The organism is Nocardia gipuzkoensis (genome assembly GCF_021183645.1).
Taxonomy (GTDB): domain Bacteria; phylum Actinomycetota; class Actinomycetes; order Mycobacteriales; family Mycobacteriaceae; genus Nocardia; species Nocardia abscessus.
This window is the reverse complement of record NZ_CP089225.1, coordinates 5,571,190-5,587,264: the sequence shown is the minus strand read 5'-3', so window position 1 is coordinate 5,587,264 and position 16,075 is coordinate 5,571,190. Positions and strand designations below refer to the sequence as shown.

Annotated in this window: 17 protein-coding genes; 8 read left to right on the top strand and 9 right to left on the bottom strand. The window is 69.4% G+C overall.

Annotated elements, in window-relative coordinates; translation table 11 throughout:
• Nucleotides 1–78: 78 nt before the first annotated feature.
• Together LTT66_RS25495 and LTT66_RS25490 are read left to right on the top strand one after the other, a co-directional pair.
• Nucleotides 79–1,059 carry a quinone oxidoreductase family protein gene (locus LTT66_RS25495; protein WP_233060958.1) on the top strand — a complete coding sequence of 327 codons (981 nt, stop codon included), beginning with the start codon at nt 79–81 and terminating at the stop codon, nt 1,057–1,059.
• A gap of 45 nt (nt 1,060–1,104) precedes the next feature.
• Complete coding sequence (locus LTT66_RS25490; protein ID WP_233060957.1) at nt 1,105–2,271, top strand: serpin family protein; 1,167 nt, start codon at nt 1,105–1,107, stop codon at nt 2,269–2,271.
• Nucleotides 2,272–2,524: 253 nt separating this feature from the next.
• Here the strand turns inward: LTT66_RS25490 and LTT66_RS25485 are convergent, their stop codons facing one another.
• The 4 genes from LTT66_RS25485 to LTT66_RS25470 form a co-directional block, all read right to left on the bottom strand.
• Nucleotides 2,525–3,757, bottom strand: coding sequence for an FAD-dependent oxidoreductase (locus tag LTT66_RS25485; RefSeq protein WP_233060956.1), 1,233 nt, complete (start codon nt 3,755–3,757; stop codon nt 2,525–2,527).
• Nucleotides 3,758–3,877: 120 nt separating this feature from the next.
• Nucleotides 3,878–4,411 (bottom strand): DUF4334 domain-containing protein, encoded by a 534-nt coding sequence (locus LTT66_RS25480; RefSeq protein WP_233060955.1) that lies wholly within the window; start codon nt 4,409–4,411, stop codon nt 3,878–3,880.
• Nucleotides 4,412–4,508: 97 nt separating this feature from the next.
• Nucleotides 4,509–5,012 carry a DMT family transporter gene (locus tag LTT66_RS25475; RefSeq protein ID WP_195064267.1) on the bottom strand — a complete coding sequence of 168 codons (504 nt, stop codon included), beginning with the start codon at nt 5,010–5,012 and terminating at the stop codon, nt 4,509–4,511.
• Nucleotides 5,013–5,074: 62 nt separating this feature from the next.
• Nucleotides 5,075–5,563, bottom strand: a complete 489-nt coding sequence (locus LTT66_RS25470) for a DMT family transporter (protein WP_233060954.1) — start codon at nt 5,561–5,563, stop codon at nt 5,075–5,077.
• A gap of 189 nt (nt 5,564–5,752) precedes the next feature.
• Between LTT66_RS25470 and LTT66_RS25465 the strand changes: the two genes are divergently transcribed.
• Entirely contained in the window at nt 5,753–7,024 is a 1,272-nt protein-coding gene (locus LTT66_RS25465) for an SLC13 family permease (RefSeq protein ID WP_233060953.1), read from the top strand.
• A 310-nt stretch (nt 7,025–7,334) separates the two neighbouring features.
• On the opposite strand, the gene LTT66_RS25460 is transcribed toward LTT66_RS25465, so the two are convergent.
• The 4 genes from LTT66_RS25460 to LTT66_RS25445 are packed head-to-tail and all read right to left on the bottom strand — an operon-like array spanning nt 7,335 to nt 9,878.
• Nucleotides 7,335–7,598: a YciI family protein gene (locus LTT66_RS25460; protein ID WP_181720843.1), complete on the bottom strand. Its 264-nt coding sequence runs from the start codon at nt 7,596–7,598 to the stop codon at nt 7,335–7,337.
• Nucleotides 7,595–8,104 carry a transcription antitermination factor NusB gene (gene nusB, locus LTT66_RS25455; RefSeq protein WP_233060952.1) on the bottom strand — a complete coding sequence of 170 codons (510 nt, stop codon included), beginning with the start codon at nt 8,102–8,104 and terminating at the stop codon, nt 7,595–7,597. The genes LTT66_RS25460 and nusB overlap by 4 nt, the downstream gene beginning before the upstream one ends.
• A gap of 34 nt (nt 8,105–8,138) precedes the next feature.
• Entirely contained in the window at nt 8,139–8,702 is a 564-nt protein-coding gene (gene efp, locus LTT66_RS25450; RefSeq protein WP_039798939.1) for an elongation factor P, read from the bottom strand.
• 48 nt (nt 8,703–8,750) lie between these two features.
• Entirely contained in the window at nt 8,751–9,878 is a 1,128-nt protein-coding gene (locus LTT66_RS25445) for a M24 family metallopeptidase (protein ID WP_233060951.1), read from the bottom strand.
• A gap of 223 nt (nt 9,879–10,101) precedes the next feature.
• Here LTT66_RS25445 and LTT66_RS25440 point away from each other — a divergent pair, with 223 nt between their 5' ends.
• From LTT66_RS25440 to aroB, 5 genes are all read left to right on the top strand, one after another.
• Nucleotides 10,102–10,569, top strand: a complete 468-nt coding sequence (locus LTT66_RS25440; protein WP_233060950.1) for a prepilin peptidase — start codon at nt 10,102–10,104, stop codon at nt 10,567–10,569.
• Nucleotides 10,570–10,775: 206 nt separating this feature from the next.
• Complete coding sequence (locus tag LTT66_RS25435) at nt 10,776–11,657, top strand: universal stress protein (RefSeq protein WP_233060949.1); 882 nt, start codon at nt 10,776–10,778, stop codon at nt 11,655–11,657.
• A gap of 97 nt (nt 11,658–11,754) precedes the next feature.
• Nucleotides 11,755–12,963, top strand: coding sequence for a chorismate synthase (gene aroC, locus LTT66_RS25430; RefSeq protein ID WP_195149559.1), 1,209 nt, complete (start codon nt 11,755–11,757; stop codon nt 12,961–12,963).
• On the top strand, nt 12,960–13,841 hold the full coding sequence (locus LTT66_RS37490) for a shikimate kinase (protein WP_181720839.1): 882 nt from the start codon (nt 12,960–12,962) through the stop codon (nt 13,839–13,841). The genes aroC and LTT66_RS37490 overlap by 4 nt, the downstream gene beginning before the upstream one ends.
• On the top strand, nt 13,838–14,959 hold the full coding sequence (gene aroB / locus LTT66_RS25420; protein WP_181720838.1) for a 3-dehydroquinate synthase: 1,122 nt from the start codon (nt 13,838–13,840) through the stop codon (nt 14,957–14,959). The genes LTT66_RS37490 and aroB overlap by 4 nt, the downstream gene beginning before the upstream one ends.
• 611 nt (nt 14,960–15,570) lie before the next feature.
• On the opposite strand, the gene LTT66_RS25415 is transcribed toward aroB, so the two are convergent.
• The gene (locus LTT66_RS25415) at nt 15,571–16,029 is read right to left on the bottom strand and encodes a B-4DMT family transporter (protein WP_233060948.1); all 459 of its coding nucleotides are present in this window, start codon (nt 16,027–16,029) and stop codon (nt 15,571–15,573) included.
• Nucleotides 16,030–16,075: the final 46 nt, after the last annotated feature.

Genomic DNA, 16,075 nt, shown 5'->3' with positions numbered 1-16,075 from the left:
CGCTTTCTAGACAAGTTGACCGTCGGTCCATATGATCAGTGAGTCAATTGGACCGTCAGTCAACTTATGGAGTTCTCGATGCAGGCAATCGTAATGACGGCGCCGGGAAGCCCGGACGTGCTGGTACCGCGTGAGGTCCCGGCGCCGCGGGCGGCCGCGGACGAGGTGGTGATCCGCGCCGAGGCGATCCCGGTGTTGTTCCCGGAGACCAAGCTGCGCTCCGGCGAGTTCCCACTCGGTGCGCCGCTCCCGCTGGTCTTCGGGTTCCAGGCGGCGGGCATCGTCACCGAGGTCGGCACACAGGTCGATCCGGCGCTGATCGGGCAGCGGGTCGTCGTGTCGACCAGAGGGTTCGGCGCGTACGCCGAATTCGTCGCCGCACCCGCGGATTCCGTGGCGTCCGTTCCGGACGGCCTGTCCACGGTGGACGCGGCCGCGGTGCTGATGAACGGCACGGTGGCTGTTCCACTGCTGGAGACCGCCGCGCTGACCGGGGACGAGACCGTACTGATCGAAGCGGCCGCGACGGGCATCGGAAGCGCCCTGACCCAACTCGCCAAGGAATTCGGGGCGGCTCGCGTCATCGGCACCGCCGGTGGTCCCGAGAAGGCGGCCCGCGCCCGCGAACTCGGGGCCGACGAGGTGATCGACCACAACGACCCCGCGTGGACCACCCGGCTACGCGAAACACTCGGCGGCGCAACGGTGGATGTGGTGTTCGATTCGATCGGTGGCGAAAGCGCTTCCGGTCTGCTCGACCTCATGACCCCTTTGCGCGGCCGGATGCTGGGCTACGGGTGGCTGTCCGGCGCACCCGCGCAGATAACGGCGACCGACCTGATCATGCGCGGCCTCACCTATACCGGCTGCGCGGGGCCGGAATGGTTGAACCGAGTCGCCGCCGCGCGCACCACCGTGCTGGCCCGTGCGGCGGCGGGTCAACTCGATCCGCTGGTCGAGGCGGTGCTGCCGCTGGATCAGGCCGGCCACGCGCACCGACTGCTGGAGGACAGAGCGCCGCTGGGCAAGATCGTGCTGCGTCCAGGGTCCGTCGCATAGCGCGAACGGCGCGAGGCCGGCGCGACCGTGGCTAGGGTGGGGGTCGTGCGGACTTCTCTGGAATCTCACGTCGATGCCGCCAACGCGCTCACCGCACGGTGGTGTGCGACGGCAGGCGAGCGAGACTTCGTGGTGTCCGGTGCCGGAGTGTGGCCGCTGCTGGCCTTGCTCGCCTCCGCCGCGGACGGTCCGGCGCGGGAGGAACTGACGACGGCGATAGGGGTGCCCGCCGCGAACGGGCGAGACGGCGCGCTGCGGTTGCTGCGCGACCTCGAGCGCGCGGAGGCGGTGTCGGCGGCACTGGGCGTGTGGGTGCACCGCGATCTTCCGCTGCACGAGACGTGGTCGCGGACACTTCCCGAGGGAGTCCTCGCACGGTTGACCGGGCAGTCCGAGCTCGACGGCTGGGCGGCCCGGCACACCGACGGACTCATCGAGCGGTTCCCGCTCACGGTCGATCCCGACACCCTCCTGGTGCTCGCGACGGCGCTGGTGGCGAAGACGCGGTGGCAGGTTCCCTTCGAAGTCGGGACGCTGACGTCGAACGACGGTCCGTGGCGGGGACATCGGGGGCCCGGATTGTCGCGCACGAGCACCGAGGTCGGTAGCGCCGCGATTCTGGAAGCGCCGCAACCGGTCACGCGCGTCGTCATCGAAGGTGTCGCCGACCTCGACGTCCACCTTCTGCTCGGCGCCGGAACACCCGCGGCCGTGCTCGGAACAGGCCTGACGGCGTTGTCCGGCGCCACGCCGATCCGCTCCGACCTACCGGTCGGGACCGAGGGCCCGGGGCTCAGCGTGCGCACCGAGCAGGTGCTGTCCAGCACCGGCCAACTGCGCGTCCGACTGCCACCCTTCGAGGTCCGTTCCACCCACGATCTACTCACCGCGTCCGACTTGTTCGGCCTGGCCGCCGCCACCGATTGCACGCGCGGCCATTTCCCCGCGATCTCCCCTGCTCCGCTGTGTGTCGGACAAGGAGCACAGGAGGTCCTCGCCCGTTTCAGTCACGAGGGGTTCGAGGCCGCCGCCGTGACGGCCTTCGCGTTGCGCGCGGCCGCGGCGGCGCTGCGCCCCCACAGCGCACCCGTGATCTCGGTGACCTTCGACCGCCCCTTCGGCTTCCTCGCCGTCCACCGCCCGACCAGCCTGGCGGTGGTAGCGGGCTGGATCGCCACCCCACCCACCTCCTCCCCCGACACCCTCGCCTGACCACCCACGAGCAGGCCGTCCTCGCACACCAACCGTCCCTCGCCCGACACCCGCTGCGTGCGTGCGAGGTACCGTGCACTGTTGGGCAGAGAGGGTTCAACCCTCACACCAAGTGTCGAGCGAAATCGAGCACTCACTTCAGCGATTCAGGGCGCGCGGCTACCGCCCTACGCAACCGGCATCGGCTCGACCACAGGTTTCGAGCGACGCGAGACCGAGCATTGTCCGTTCGCCACCATGAAGTCGCTGCGAATCAAACACCTCGCCGCGCGAAGTAGGGAGCGTGTTCCGGTAAGACGCCGCGGGCGAGCAAGAACGGGGGAACGCTGCGGAGGACGGGAATGCGGCGCAGGATCCGGATCGGCAGCGGTGCGCGCGGGGCGCTCGCGATGTCGATTCGTCCGTCGAGGGCGGGAGCGATCGCGGTGGCGTGCAGGACTCGCTGGATTCCCTGCGTGACAACGGTCGGGAATCTTCGTCGGCGCTGCACCATGGCCAGGTCGCGGGTGCCCAGCGTGCCCGAGAGCAGCGGCGAAGCAAGGATTCTCGCCGCGGCGACGGCATCCTGGACGGCCAAGTTGATGCCGACGCCGCCGGCCGGGGACATGGCGTGCGCGGCGTCGCCGAGACAGAGCAGGCCGTTGGTGTACCACTTGGTCAGCCGGTCGAGTTTTACTTCCAGCAGCTTGACCTCGTCCCAGCTGGTCAAGGCATCGACCCGGTCGTGCAGCCAAGGCGCGGCCTCGGCCAGGCCGCGCACGATGTCCTGGACCGGCTCGCGGCGGGCGGACTCGTCGGCGCCCTTGGCGATCAATGTCGCGCACTGCCAGTAGTCGCCGCGGTCGAGCAGCACCGCCACCCGCCGGGCGGTGACGATCGGCAGCGCACCCGCGGGGTCGATCTCGGTGCGCGGCAGGCGGAACCACCAGACGTCCATCGGCGTCGGCCATGTGCGGATCGACAGCCCCGCGGCCGACCGCAACAGCGAACCGCGCCCGTCGCATGCCACGGTGACGTCGGCTTCGATCGCGCCGGTCGCGCCGTCGGCGGTCCGGTAGGCGACGCCGCCGACTCTGCCGTCGGTCCAGACCAGCTCGGTGGCCTCGGTATTCATCCGCAGCCGGAAGGTCGGCTCCTCGGCCGCGGCCCGCGCGAGCAGATCCAGCAGATCCCACTGCGGCACCATCGCGACGTATTTGTGCTTGCCCGGCAAGTTCTTCAGCGTCGCGAGGGTCTGCAGACCGCCGGCGACCGGCAGTTGTACCTGATCCACCTTGCGCGCGGGCAGTTTCGCGAATTCCGCACCGAGCCCCAGTTCGTCGAGCAGGTCGAGGGTGGTGGGATGCACGGTGTCGCCGCGGAAGTCGCGCAGGAAGTCCTTGTGTTTCTCCAGCACCGTGACGGCGACGCCGGCTCGCGCGAGCAGCAGCCCGAGGAACATTCCGGCCGGCCCCCCTCCGACCACCAGGCATGTCGTGCGTTCCATCGACTATCCCTCCCTCGGTCGCCGCATCGCCGCAAGGTGTCGCCTGTTTGCGCAAAATCCTAGTGCGGCGGGCGCGGCACCGGACCCGATCGGCGACGGCCGACCGGATCCGCGGCGGCTTCAGCCGATGTCCCTGCGCAGGACAAAGAAATACGGTTCCGCCATGCCGCGCAGATCCATCACGCCGAACAGGGTGTGCTCGTCGGCGGCACGGAAGTGATCGATGATCGGCAGGTGGTCGTAGACCATCGCGGCACTCGTCACGCCGCGGTATTCCACCTCGCGCAGACGCGCGGTGGGCTTGCTCGTCCGCAGCGCGGGGCTCAGGACCGGCAGCATCTTGCGCACCGCGCGCACACCGGAGAGCGGCACCCGCCCGGCGAGCGAGAGCGGGACCCGGCGCGGATCGATCGGAAACACCGTGCCGCCGGAGGTGAACAGCAGCGGATGCACATGGTCGGGGCCGTCGAACTGCTTGCCGTACCAGCCCGAAGCGACCAGCACGCCATCCATCGGATGACCGGTCTCGAGTTCCTCGCCCTGCCAGCGCCCCGTCGTGATGTCCTCGACTCGCGCCGCCGGGAGGCGGTCGAACAGCGCCCACGCCTCCTGCGCGTTGTGGACGTCCGTCACGGTCAGCTCGTTCGCGGCCATGTCTCCTACTTCCTCAGCGACGCAACGTTGCGACAGATACCCTATCCGTCTATCAGCACGGTGCGCTCATCGGCAGCTACCCTGGCCGCTTCGCAGTTCAGTAGGTGGCCATCAGATAGATGCCGATGATGATCAACGCGCAGGCGGCGACGCGCTTCGGGCTCACCGCGCGCCGCGGGAACCCCATCAGTCCGAAGTGGTCGATCGCCAGGGCGCCGAACATCTGACCCGCGATGATCAGGGCATTGAAGGTGCCCGCTCCCACATCGGAAGCCACCGAGATCATCGCCAGGATTGCGGCCCCGCCGAGCAGTCCACCGAACGGCGCCCACCGGGGCATGCTCCGGATGTCGGCCCTCGTCGGCCACGGCCGGTTGGCGGAAACCAGCAGCGCGACCGTGAGAAAAATGGCGAATCCGGTGAATGCCACCGCGTAAGAGATCACGCCGCACAGCCAGACATTCTTCAACGCGAGCTTCAGCGAGTTCTGGCAACCGGCTTCCACGGAGCGCAGCGCGCCGCCGACCAGGATGAACGCGAAGATGAGTGCCGTCGTGACACGAGGCAGTGCGGCACGGGTTTCGGCGGTCTTGACCGTCATCGTGAATCCTCGGGAGGGTGCGAAGGTTGGATGGCTGACCGGCAGCTGGGTGGAACTTGTCGTCAGGTGACGCTGGCCGTGCGCGCACCCGTTTCGGAGTCGTCGGCCATCAGGTAGATCGCGAGCGTGATCAATCCGCAGGCCACCAAACGGGGAAGGCTGGCGGACCGCTCTTCGAATCCCATGAGGCCGAAGTTGTCCATGATCACCGCGACCACCATTTCGCCGATGATCACGAGCGCACTGAACGTCGCCACCCCGACATGGCGGGCGACGGCGATCATGCCCATCACCGCGGCCCCGCCGAGCAGGCCACCGAACGGCGCCCACCACGGCATGTTCCGCACGTCGTCGAGCGTCGGCCACGGTGTCTTCGACGACAGGGCTAGGAAGATCAGAAATCCGGTCAGCGCGACGGCGTACGAGATCACCGCGCAGAGCCACATGTTCCTCATGTAGTTCATCAGGGTGTTCTGACAGCCGGCTTCGGCGGAGCGTAGGCCGCCGCCGACGAGGATGAACAGGAATACCAATCCGACGACGATGGTCATGGGCACCACATCCTTGGCTCGAGGCGGCCGAGCACCGAGATCACCTCGGACGCAACCGATTCGGCTCCGAGGAAATGGGCCGATCCCTGTCCGAGTCGACGTGCGACCGCTGTGACGCGAATAACGTACCATTGTTCAACGGCACGATCAACGGGTCACATAAGCCTGCTGTGTCAGGGAAAGGCTGCCATGATGGCCCTCGTGCGCGAACTGGTCGACTCCTCCCCGCGGAAACCGCCCTCGCATGCCACGGTGCCTGCGTCCGGCTCGAAACCGCGGCTCGGCGTCCTGGACTGGGTGCGGTTCGCCATGCTGGGCGCCGGTCTGCTGTGCGTGGTCACCGGGCTCCTGCCCCGCGACGAGGCCGCCGAGAACATGCGCCGCATCGGCCCGCTCCTGCTGTTCCTCGCGAGCGTGATCGTGCTGGCCGAACTCACCAAGCAGGCCAAGGTCTTCGACGCCATCGCCCATCGTCTCGCGATCCTCGGTCGCGGCTACTACCCCGCGCTGTTCGCCCTCTGCGTCCTGTTCGCCTCGGCGACGACGATCCTGCTGAACCTCGACACCACAGCCGTGCTCATCGCCCCGGTCATGCTGGCGCTGGCGGCGCCTGCCCGCATTCCGCCGCTGCCGCTGGCCATGACCACTCTCTGGCTGGCGAACACCGCGAGCCTGCTGCTCCCGGTCTCCAATCTCACGAACCTGCTCGCCGCCGATCGGGTCGCACTGACCGCCCCCGAATTCGCCGCGCGGATGTGGGCGCCGCAACTGGTGTCGATCGCCGCCACGACGGTGTGCCTGTGGTTGTGGTACTGGCGGCGCGGACTGCGCGAAACCGACCGCTATGTGCCGCCCGACCCGATCCGCCCCGTGAACTTCCGGGAGCGCTCGCTGTTCTACACGACGGCGGGGGCCTGTCTGCTGTTCATCGTCGCGATCCCGCTCGTCGGCGACCGGATCGGTGTCGCGGCGACGTTGGCTGCGCTGATCGCGGCGGCGGCGTTCGCGGTCTTCGACCGCAGGGCATTGCGGCTGTCGCTCATCCCGTGGCAGCTGCTCGTCTTCGTGGTCGGCTTGTTCCTGGTGGTGCCCACCCTGACCCGATTCGGCCTCGGCGATGTGCTGCACACGGTGATCGGCACCGATCCAGGCGCGTCCGGGGCGTTTCGCGCCGCCGCTGCGGGCGCGGGACTGTCCAATGTCGCGAACAACTTGCCGGCCTACACCGCGGGCGAGGCGGTGATCCCCGCTCAGAACGGCGACCAGCTCCTCGCCCTGCTGATCGGCACCAATGTCGGCCCGATCGTCACCCCGTGGGGCTCGCTCGCCACACTGCTGTGCTTGGAATTCTGCCGCAGCCACGATGTACGCGTCCCCATGACGCGTTTCGTCCTCACCGGTTTCGTCCTCGCGATGATCGCCACCGCGGGCGCGGTGGCAGCGCTGTTGGTGATGGGTTAGTCGGCGCAACCGCTGAGCGGGCACGTCGAGCAGAGGCGGTCGAGTCCGGGTGCCGCGGCTCCGCTGCCTTGACCTCGAGCGCGGTCGAGGTTGGAGGATCGCACGGAGGCCGGATCGAGGCGATTCGATCTCACGTGTGGAGTCACCCGGCTCCCCGGGGCTCCCGCTGGTCATCCGTACACCCACCAGCGGGAGTCCCGAGCGCCGAATCATGGTGCCCTGCAGCCGATGCCGCGCAACAGGCGCGCCTCGACGGACCCTGCTATCGCATAGACCGGAAGCAGAGGCCGGAGTTCGGAGCGAAACGAACTCAGTTCACCGCCGTGATTTCCCACTCGTAGACGGTGAGTTCCGAAGCGCCCGTGGTATGCACGGGGTCGGTGAACGCGATCTCCCGTGCGGCATCGAGGCTTTCGGCGTAGATGACGTACGCACCGCCCGTGCCATCGGTGAAACGCCCGCTCTCCTGCAACTGCCCGCGGTCGTGCAGGGACCGCAGGAACCGCCGGTGCGGCTCGATCACGGCGGAATCGAAGCGCGGGGTACGCATCACCAGGACGAGGTACTTGTTCACGAGTCGGCTTCCGGACGCGAAGCCCTCGTCGCGGCCGCCGCGGCGCGCACCTGTGGTGCCACCAGGACGACCTGACCGAGTACACCGTTGAGGAAGGACGGCGAGTCGTCGGTGGACAGCTCCTTGGCCAGCTCCACCGCCTCGTCCACGGCGACGACCGGGGGGACGTCGGCGGCGTGGAACAGCTCCCAGACCGCGATGCGCAGGATCGCGCGATCCACGGCGGGGAGACGCGAGAGGGTCCAGTCCTGCAGATAGGACTCGATGGTGCCGTCCACCCGGTCGAGGTCGTCGGCTACGCCCGAGACCAAGGTGCGGGTGTAGGGGTGCACCGGCGCGACCGACTGGTCGCGGGTGGCCAGCTCGGCGCGCTCGTCGAGCAGTTCGGCGGCGTCGACGTCCCTCGCCTCCGCCTCGAACAGCAGGTCGACCGCACGGCGGCGGGCCTTGTGCCGCGCACCGAGCTTCTTGTACGTGGACTTCTTGTCCACGGGCTGTTCAGCCACGGTCACATCATCCCGAATCGGCCGGTCGGCCGGATCAGGCGTTGACCCGGCCGAGGTAACTGCCATCGCGCGAGTCGATACGCAGCTTGTCGCCGGTGTTGATGAACAGCGGGACCTGCACCTCGGCGCCGGTCTCCAAGGTGGCGGGCTTGGTGCCACCGGTGGAGCGGTCGCCCTGCAGGCCGATGTCGGTGTGCTGGACCACCAGCTCGATCGAGACCGGGAGCTCGACGTACAGCGGCGCGCCCTCGTGCATCGAGACCTGCACGGTCATGTTCTCCAGCAGGAAGCGGGCGCCGTCGCCGATGGTGGCCTCGGAGATGGAGATCTGGTCGAAGGTCTCGCCGTCCATGAAGACGTAGTCCGAGCCGTCGTGGTAGAGGTAGGTCATGTCGCGGCGGTCGACGGTGGCGGTCTCCACCTTCACACCGGCGTTGAAGGTCTTGTCGACCACCTTGCCGGACACGACGTTCTTCAGCTTGGTCCGCACGAACGCGGGGCCCTTGCCCGGCTTGACGTGCTGGAACTCGATGATCTGCTGGAGCTGACCGTCGATCTTCAGCACAAGGCCGTTCTTGAAGTCGCTGGTGTCCGCCACTGTCTTCGGATCTCCTCGTTCTACCGCTTGGTCTCGGGTAGACCGGCGTCAGTCGACGACGGTCAGGTCTTTGCTGGTGTGGGTGAGCAGCTCCGGGCCCCCTTCGCGCACCACGAGCGTGTCCTCGATCCGGACCCCGCCGCGGCCGGGAAAGTACACACCTGGTTCGACGGTCACCGCCACGCCAGTCAGAAGTGTACCGGTTCCGGTTTTCGCGATTCCGGGCGCTTCGTGGATCTGCAGACCCACCCCGTGGCCGAGACCGTGCACGAACAATTTGCCATGTCCGGCCGCCTCGATCACCGCCCGCGACGCGGCGTCCACGTCGGCCACCGGAACCCCTGGTCGCAGCGCCGCGCACCCGGCTCGCTGCGCCGCGGCGACCAGCTCGTACACCTCGCGCTGCCAGTCGGTCGGCGTGCCGAGCACGAAGGTGCGGGTCATGTCGGAGTGGTAGCCGCCGACCACCGCGCCGAAGTCCAGCTTGACGAAATCGCCGGCGGCCAGCACGGCGTCGGTCGGGCGGTGATGCGGGACAGCCGAATTCGCGCCGGTCGCCACGATCGTCTCGAACGACACCGCTTCGGCGCCGTGTTCGAACATGGCCCATTCCAGATCCCTGGCCACCTGACGCTCGGTGCGGCCGGGACGCAGTCCGCCCCGCTCCAGCAGCGCGGCCAGGCCCGCGTCGCCCGCCGCGCACGCCGCGCGCAACCGTTCCACTTCATAGGCGTCCTTGACCATGCGCAACTGCTCGACCAGCCCGGGAGACGCGACGAACTCCAGGCCGGTGCGCTGTTCGAGGAAGCCGCGGTGCTGGTCGACGGTGACGACATGGCTCTCGAAGCCCACCCGGCCGAGCTGCCATTCCCCGGCTAGTTGCACTATGCGCCGCGTGGTGGCCCGCGCGATCTCCGCCCGCAGGTCGGGCGCCTGCTCGGCGATCTGGGTCCGGTACCGGCCGTCGGTGCCGATCACGGTCCGGTCCTCGGCGGTGCGCGTGTCCCAGGAGTGCACCAGCAGCGCCGCGTTGGAGCCGGTGAACCCGGTCAGATATCTGATGTTCACCAGATCGGTGACCAGCAGGGCGTCCACCCTGTTCTCCACCAGCAGGCTGCGCAGCGCGCTACGCCGCGCCGCGTAGTCCGGCACATGACCCTGGTGATCAGCACACATGTGTCAAAACTACCGCCGACGCACCGCGAGCGGTCGGGCAACACGTGTTCAGCATGCCGTCGGCCGGGACCGAAGCGCGCGCGGACAGTCGAAAACCGCTGTCGACCAATGCTTGTCGCCTTTGACGCCAAGGCTGACCATGCACCTGTTCACATTCGCCCATGCTGTGCACATTCCGGGCATGCGCGGCCTTTTCGCGCCGCGGCCGGGCGAGGGTTGGGACATGACTCCTCTCGCCTACGGTGCGCTCGCCGTGTGGTGCGCGCTCCTCACGGTGTCCGACGTGCGCGAACGGCGCCTACCGAACGTATCGACCGGTTCGGGCGCCCTGGCCGTTCTCGGATATGCCCTGTTCACAAAGCAATTCACTATCGCACTCCTGGGCGCACTGCTGCTGTCGGTGCCGTACCTCCTGGTGCACCTGTTCACGCCTGCCGCACTGGGCGCGGGTGATGTCAAGCTCGCGGTGGCGCTGGGGGCGGCGGCCGCACTCGGTGGCGCTCGGACGTGGGTATGGGCGGCGATCGGGGCACCGGCGCTCACGGCCTGCCTCGCGGCCGGCGTTCTGGCCTGCCGCCGCGCGTCGACCGCCGCCGTCCGCGACGACAACGCGGCCACCGTGCCGCACGGGCCCGCGATGTGCTCGGCGACGCTGCTCGCCTTGTGGCCGGCGGCCCTGGACTCGACCTGAGTTCGACGGTCCGGGCCGAAGAACCTCGCAGCGGGCGGCTGGACCGTATAGCGAAGCCAGCAAATAAGTCGCAATCCATCGGTAGCATTACCGCGGGCAACGACTTTCCGAGCTGTCGCCGGATCCGTACCGGGAATAAGGCCGCGCGGGGAGTTGCCCCCTCGAGGGCGCCATGCCAGCGATGCAGGTCGAGAAGGAGCCGCCGAGTGAATTCGAGGCAACCGTCGCGGAAGCCGATCGTCGTGGGAACCGACGGTTCCGCCCAGTCGGTGGTCGCGGTGCGCTGGGCGGCGCAGACCGCCGCGCTGCACGACGCGCCCCTGCACATCTCGCTGATCGTCGAGTCCTCGCTCGGCTCCGACGACGACGATCCGCCGCGTCCGGCGGCGTTGCTGCGGGTGCGCGAGGCGGACGAGGCGATCGAGCGCGCCGCGGAGGCCGCCGTAGCGGCCGCACATGCGGTGCGCGACATCGCCATCGGCACCGAGATCCGCACCGCCCACATCGCCACCGCCCTGATCGAGCGCTCCCGCAGCGCGGCCATGCTCGTGGTGGGCACCCGCGGCATCGGGCGCGTCCAGCGTGTCCTGCTCGGATCGGTCAGCGCCGCCGTCGCCAGGGAGGCCGACTGCCCCGTCGCGGTGGTGCCCGCCGAGACGCCGCTGTGGGACCGGACGAGCACCGGCCCGGTGATCGTCGGGGTCGACGGCTCCACCGCCGAGCAAGCCGCCATCGAGGTGGCGGCCACCGAGGCGTCGCTGCGCGGGGTCGAGCTGGTGGCCGTGCACACCTGGGGCGAGGTCGAGCCCCTGGCCGCGATCGGCACCGACCGGGCCGCGCTGCGCCGGACCGAGGAGGCACTGCTGGCCACGAGCCTGGCCGGGTGGCAGGAGCAGTACCCCGAGGTGACCATCCGGCGCGAGGTGGTCCGGGACCGTCCGGCGCGGCGGCTGCTCGAACGCTCCCGCGACGGGCAACTGCTCGTGGTGGGCAACCGCGGCCGAGGTACTTTGGGCCGTCTGCTGTTCGGGTCGGTCGGCGACGCGTTGCTGCGGTCGGTGGATCGCCCCATCGTGATAGCACGCTGAACGCCTCGGCCCTGGTATCCGGTCCGCCCCCCGCGTGCGCGTGATCACGGCGGGCCGCGTTCCCGGGCACCGGCGTCGACATGGGAAGATGAACGACGTGCTGCGTTGGATAACTGCCGGAGAATCCCATGGTCCCGCTCTCGTCGCCATCCTCGAGGGGATGGTGGCAGGCGTCGAGGTGACGTCGGACGAGATCTCCACGCAGCTGGCCCGCCGCAGGCTGGGTTACGGGCGCGGCGCGCGGATGAAGTTCGAGGCCGACAAGGTCACCGTCGTCGGCGGCGTCCGGCACGGACGGACCATGGGCGGTCCGGTCGCCATCGAGGTGGCCAACTCCGAGTGGCCGAAATGGACCACCGTGATGTCCGCCGACCCGGTCGATCCGGCCGAACTCGCCGAGCTGGCCCGCAACGCCCCGCTGACCCGGCCCCGGCCCGGGCACGCGGACTACTCCGGCATGCTCAAGTACAACTTCGATGACGCCCGCAACGTGCTGGAGCGGGCCAGTGCCAGGGAGACCGCAGCCCGCGTCGCGGCGGGCACCGTCGCGCGCAATTTCCTGCGCCAGGCGTTCGGCGCGGAGGTCGTCTCGCACGTCGTCTCGATCGGCACGGCGCAGAACACCTCGGGCATCGTGCCGACCGCGGCCGACCTCGCCGTGGTGGACGAGAGCCCGGTGCGGGCGTTCGACAAGGACGCCGAAGCCGCGATGATCGCGGAGATCGAGGCGGCCAAGAAGGACGGCGACACCCTCGGTGGCGTGGTCGAAGTGGTCGTCGATGGGCTTCCGGTCGGTCTCGGCTCGTTCACCAGTGGCGAGAACCGGCTGGACTCCCGGCTCGCGGCCGCGCTCATGGGAATCCAGGCCATCAAGGGCGTCGAGGTCGGCGACGGCTTCGAGACCGCGCGACGCCGCGGCAGCCAGGCGCATGACGAGATGCGGCCCGGCCCCGACGGCGTGCTGCGCTCCACCAACCGCGCAGGCGGCCTGGAGGGTGGCATGACCAACGGCGAGGCGCTGCGCGTGCGTGCGGCGATGAAGCCGATCTCCACCGTGCCGCGCGCGCTGTCCACCGTCGACATGACCACCGGCGGGGAGGCCGTGGCCATCCATCAGCGCTCGGACGTGTGCGCCGTGCCCGCCGCGGGCGTGGTCGCCGAATCCATGGTGGCGCTGGTCGTCGCGCAGGCCGCGCTGGAGAAGTTCGGCGGCGACTCGATCACCGAGACCGTCGAGAACATCACCAGCTACGTCAAGCGCATCAGCACCCGTCCCCACGTGCCCGCGGACAGTCGGTCGCAATGATCGTGCAGACCGATCCGCGCGCCCCGCGCGTGGTGCTGGTCGGACCGCCCGGGGCGGGGAAATCCACGATCGGCCGCAAGCTCGCCAGGGAACTCGGTGTCGAGCTGTACGACACCGATGCGGGCATCGAGCGGGAGACCGGTCGCACGATCCCGGAGATCTTCGCCGAAGACGGTGAGCCCGAGTTCCGCAGAATCGAGGAACGGGTGGTGCGCCGCGCCGTGCTCGCCGAGCGCGGCGTCGTCTCGCTCGGCGGCGGCGCCGTGCTGTCGGAGAACACCAGGGCCCTTCTGCGCAACCGCACCGTCGTCTACCTGGAGATCAGTGTGGCCGAGGGCCTTCGGCGCACCGGAGCGAGCACCCAGCGGCCCCTGCTCAACGCCGCGGACCCGGGCGCGAAGTACCGGGAGCTGATGCGCGCCCGCCGCCCGCTCTACCGGGAGGTGGCCACCGTCCGGGTCCGCACCGACGGCCGCAGCCCGGGCCGGGTGGTGCGGATGATCATGACCAGGCTCGGAATGGAGCCCGCGGAGCGCGCCGAGGCGGACCTGCGGCCACCGCCCAGCGGAATCCCGCAGGGCAGCAGCCGGTCCCGGGCCCGCCGGCGCGCCCGAGCCAAGGCCACGTCCCGGCGCAAGGACGCCGATCAGGGCGAGCCCAACGACACCGCCGCCGGTCCCGCGCCGGAATCCGCGGTCGCAGCCGTTCGATCCCGTCGCACCCGCAGGGGCGTCACGAGCGAACCCGACGCCGCGACCGGAGCGGGCAGCGGCGAGACCGCGGGCAGCCGATCCAGGCGCGCCCGCTCCCGCCGTGCCCGCTCCCGGGCACGTCAGCAGTCGACAACAGCACCAACAGAATCGGAGCAAGCCACGTGACAGAGCCGAGTCGTCTCGAAGTCCGGACCGCCGACCCGTACCCGGTGATCATCGGCCGCGGGTTGCTCGGTGAACTCGTCGAGTCGGTCAGCGGCGCGACCACAGGCGTGCGCACCGTGGCCATCTTCCACCAGCCGCCGCTCACCGAGACCGCCGAAGTGGTGCGCAAGGCGCTGGCCGACACCGGTATCGACGCGCACCGCGTCGAGATCCCGGACGCCGAGGCGGGCAAGGACCTGGCCGTCGCGGGCTTCTGCTGGGAGGTGCTCGGGCGCATCGGCCTGACCCGCAACGACGTCGTGGTCAGCCTCGGCGGCGGCGCGGCGACCGACCTGGCCGGGTTCGTCGCCGCCACCTGGATGCGCGGCGTGCGCATCGTGCACGTGCCCACCACGCTGCTCGCCATGGTCGACGCGGCGGTGGGCGGCAAGACCGGCATCAACACCGAGGCGGGCAAGAACCTGGTCGGCTGCTTCCACGAACCCGCCGCCGTGCTGGTCGACCTGGCCACCCTGGAAACCGTGCCGCGCAACGAGATCGTCGCGGGCATGGCCGAGATCATCAAGGCCGGCTTCATCGCCGACCCGGTGATCCTGGACCTGGTGGAGCGTGACCCGCAGGCCGCCCTCGACCCGTCCGGCGACGTGCTGCCCGAACTGATCCGCCGCGCGATCCAGGTGAAAGCCGACGTCGTCGCCGCTGATCTGAAGGAGTCGAGCCTCCGCGAGATCCTCAACTACGGCCACACTCTCGGCCACGCCATCGAGCGTCGGGAGCGCTACCGGTGGCGGCACGGCGCCGCGGTGGCAGTCGGACTGGTGTTCGCCGCCGAACTGGGCCGTCTCGCGGGCCGTCTCGACGACGCCACCGCCGACCGCCACCGCGCCATCCTGTCCGCTGTCGGATTGCCGACCAGCTACGACGCCGACGCGCTGCCCCAACTGCTGGACGCCATGCAGACGGACAAGAAGACCCGCTCCGGCGTGCTGCGCTTCGTCGTGCTCGACGGCCTGGCCAAGCCCGGCCGCCTGGAAGGACCCGATCCCACTCTGCTGGCCGCCGCCTACTCGGCGATCGCCCGGGAGGACAGCCCGAGCGGCGGCGCGGTCCTGCTGTAGCGCCACCGTCCGTCCGGCGCCGGGATTCCCAGCGAACGACAACGGCGCACCCTCTCGGAGGGTGCGCCGTTTCGCTGTTACGGCAGGCCGGCGTGGCGGCTTGCTCGACCCACCTCGAACCGACCGGTGGTCATCGGGTTCGCCCAGACGTCTCAGTTGGACGGAACCCAGAGGTCGTACCTACCACTACCGTCGTTTCGCGGAATGCACTGCGCCCGATCGCTCCACAGCGGCGCGTCCTTCAGGCAGCTCGCCAGCGAGACGTTCGACGCCGAACCCACGCATTGGAACCCCCAAGTCGGCTGCGCCGATGCGCAGCCACCGGCTTTCGCCGCCGACTGTCCGCCGAACACGAACGCGGACGCGGCGATCGCCATTACCGCGGTAACCCCGATCCTGATGAACATAACGCTCCCCTCCCTTGAAATCCATTGGACAGCAGAATAATACAGCGGTCACGGTAACGGAGAGCATATGGACGGACTGGACCTACACGTCGGCAGAGTCGCCACTGCCGACTCTGCGGCAGACCGTGCGTGCTGGACGATCCGAGAACCGGGATATGCCCGGTCATGGCGGGCATCCGTCAGTGCGCGAGCCGCGAGTTCGGGTCAGGCGGGGGTGTGGGCGGTGGCGGACCGTTTGGTGGCGGCGCGGTCGCCGAGTGTACGGCCGATGCCGACGCCGATGAGGGCGGGGATGAAGATCAGCAGGACGATGAACGATGCGGCCCCGGTGAGTTCGAAGAGCAGGCCGTTGTCCCCGAGGTCGAACCTGGGCAGCCAGTCGAGCAACCAGGCGCCGAGGCCGCTGCCGACGCCGGCCGCCACGGCGGTCTTCAGCCACAGCATTGTCAGGTCGGTGCCGCGCTCGGGATCGGGGTGGGCCGTCCTGTCCTTGCGACCGTCCAGGAAACCCCAGGACAGGATGGCCGCCACGAGCACGATCAGTGCGAGCGCACGCATCCACGCCCCGTGGGTCGGCCAGTACACCATCGCGAACCCGAGCGCGGCGCGCAGGAAGACGACCAGCGCACCGAGCACGATGGCCCGCAACACCCAAGCATTCATGCGCACCACCCTAACCCTGCGCCACGCCGAACCAAACTAGAACTTG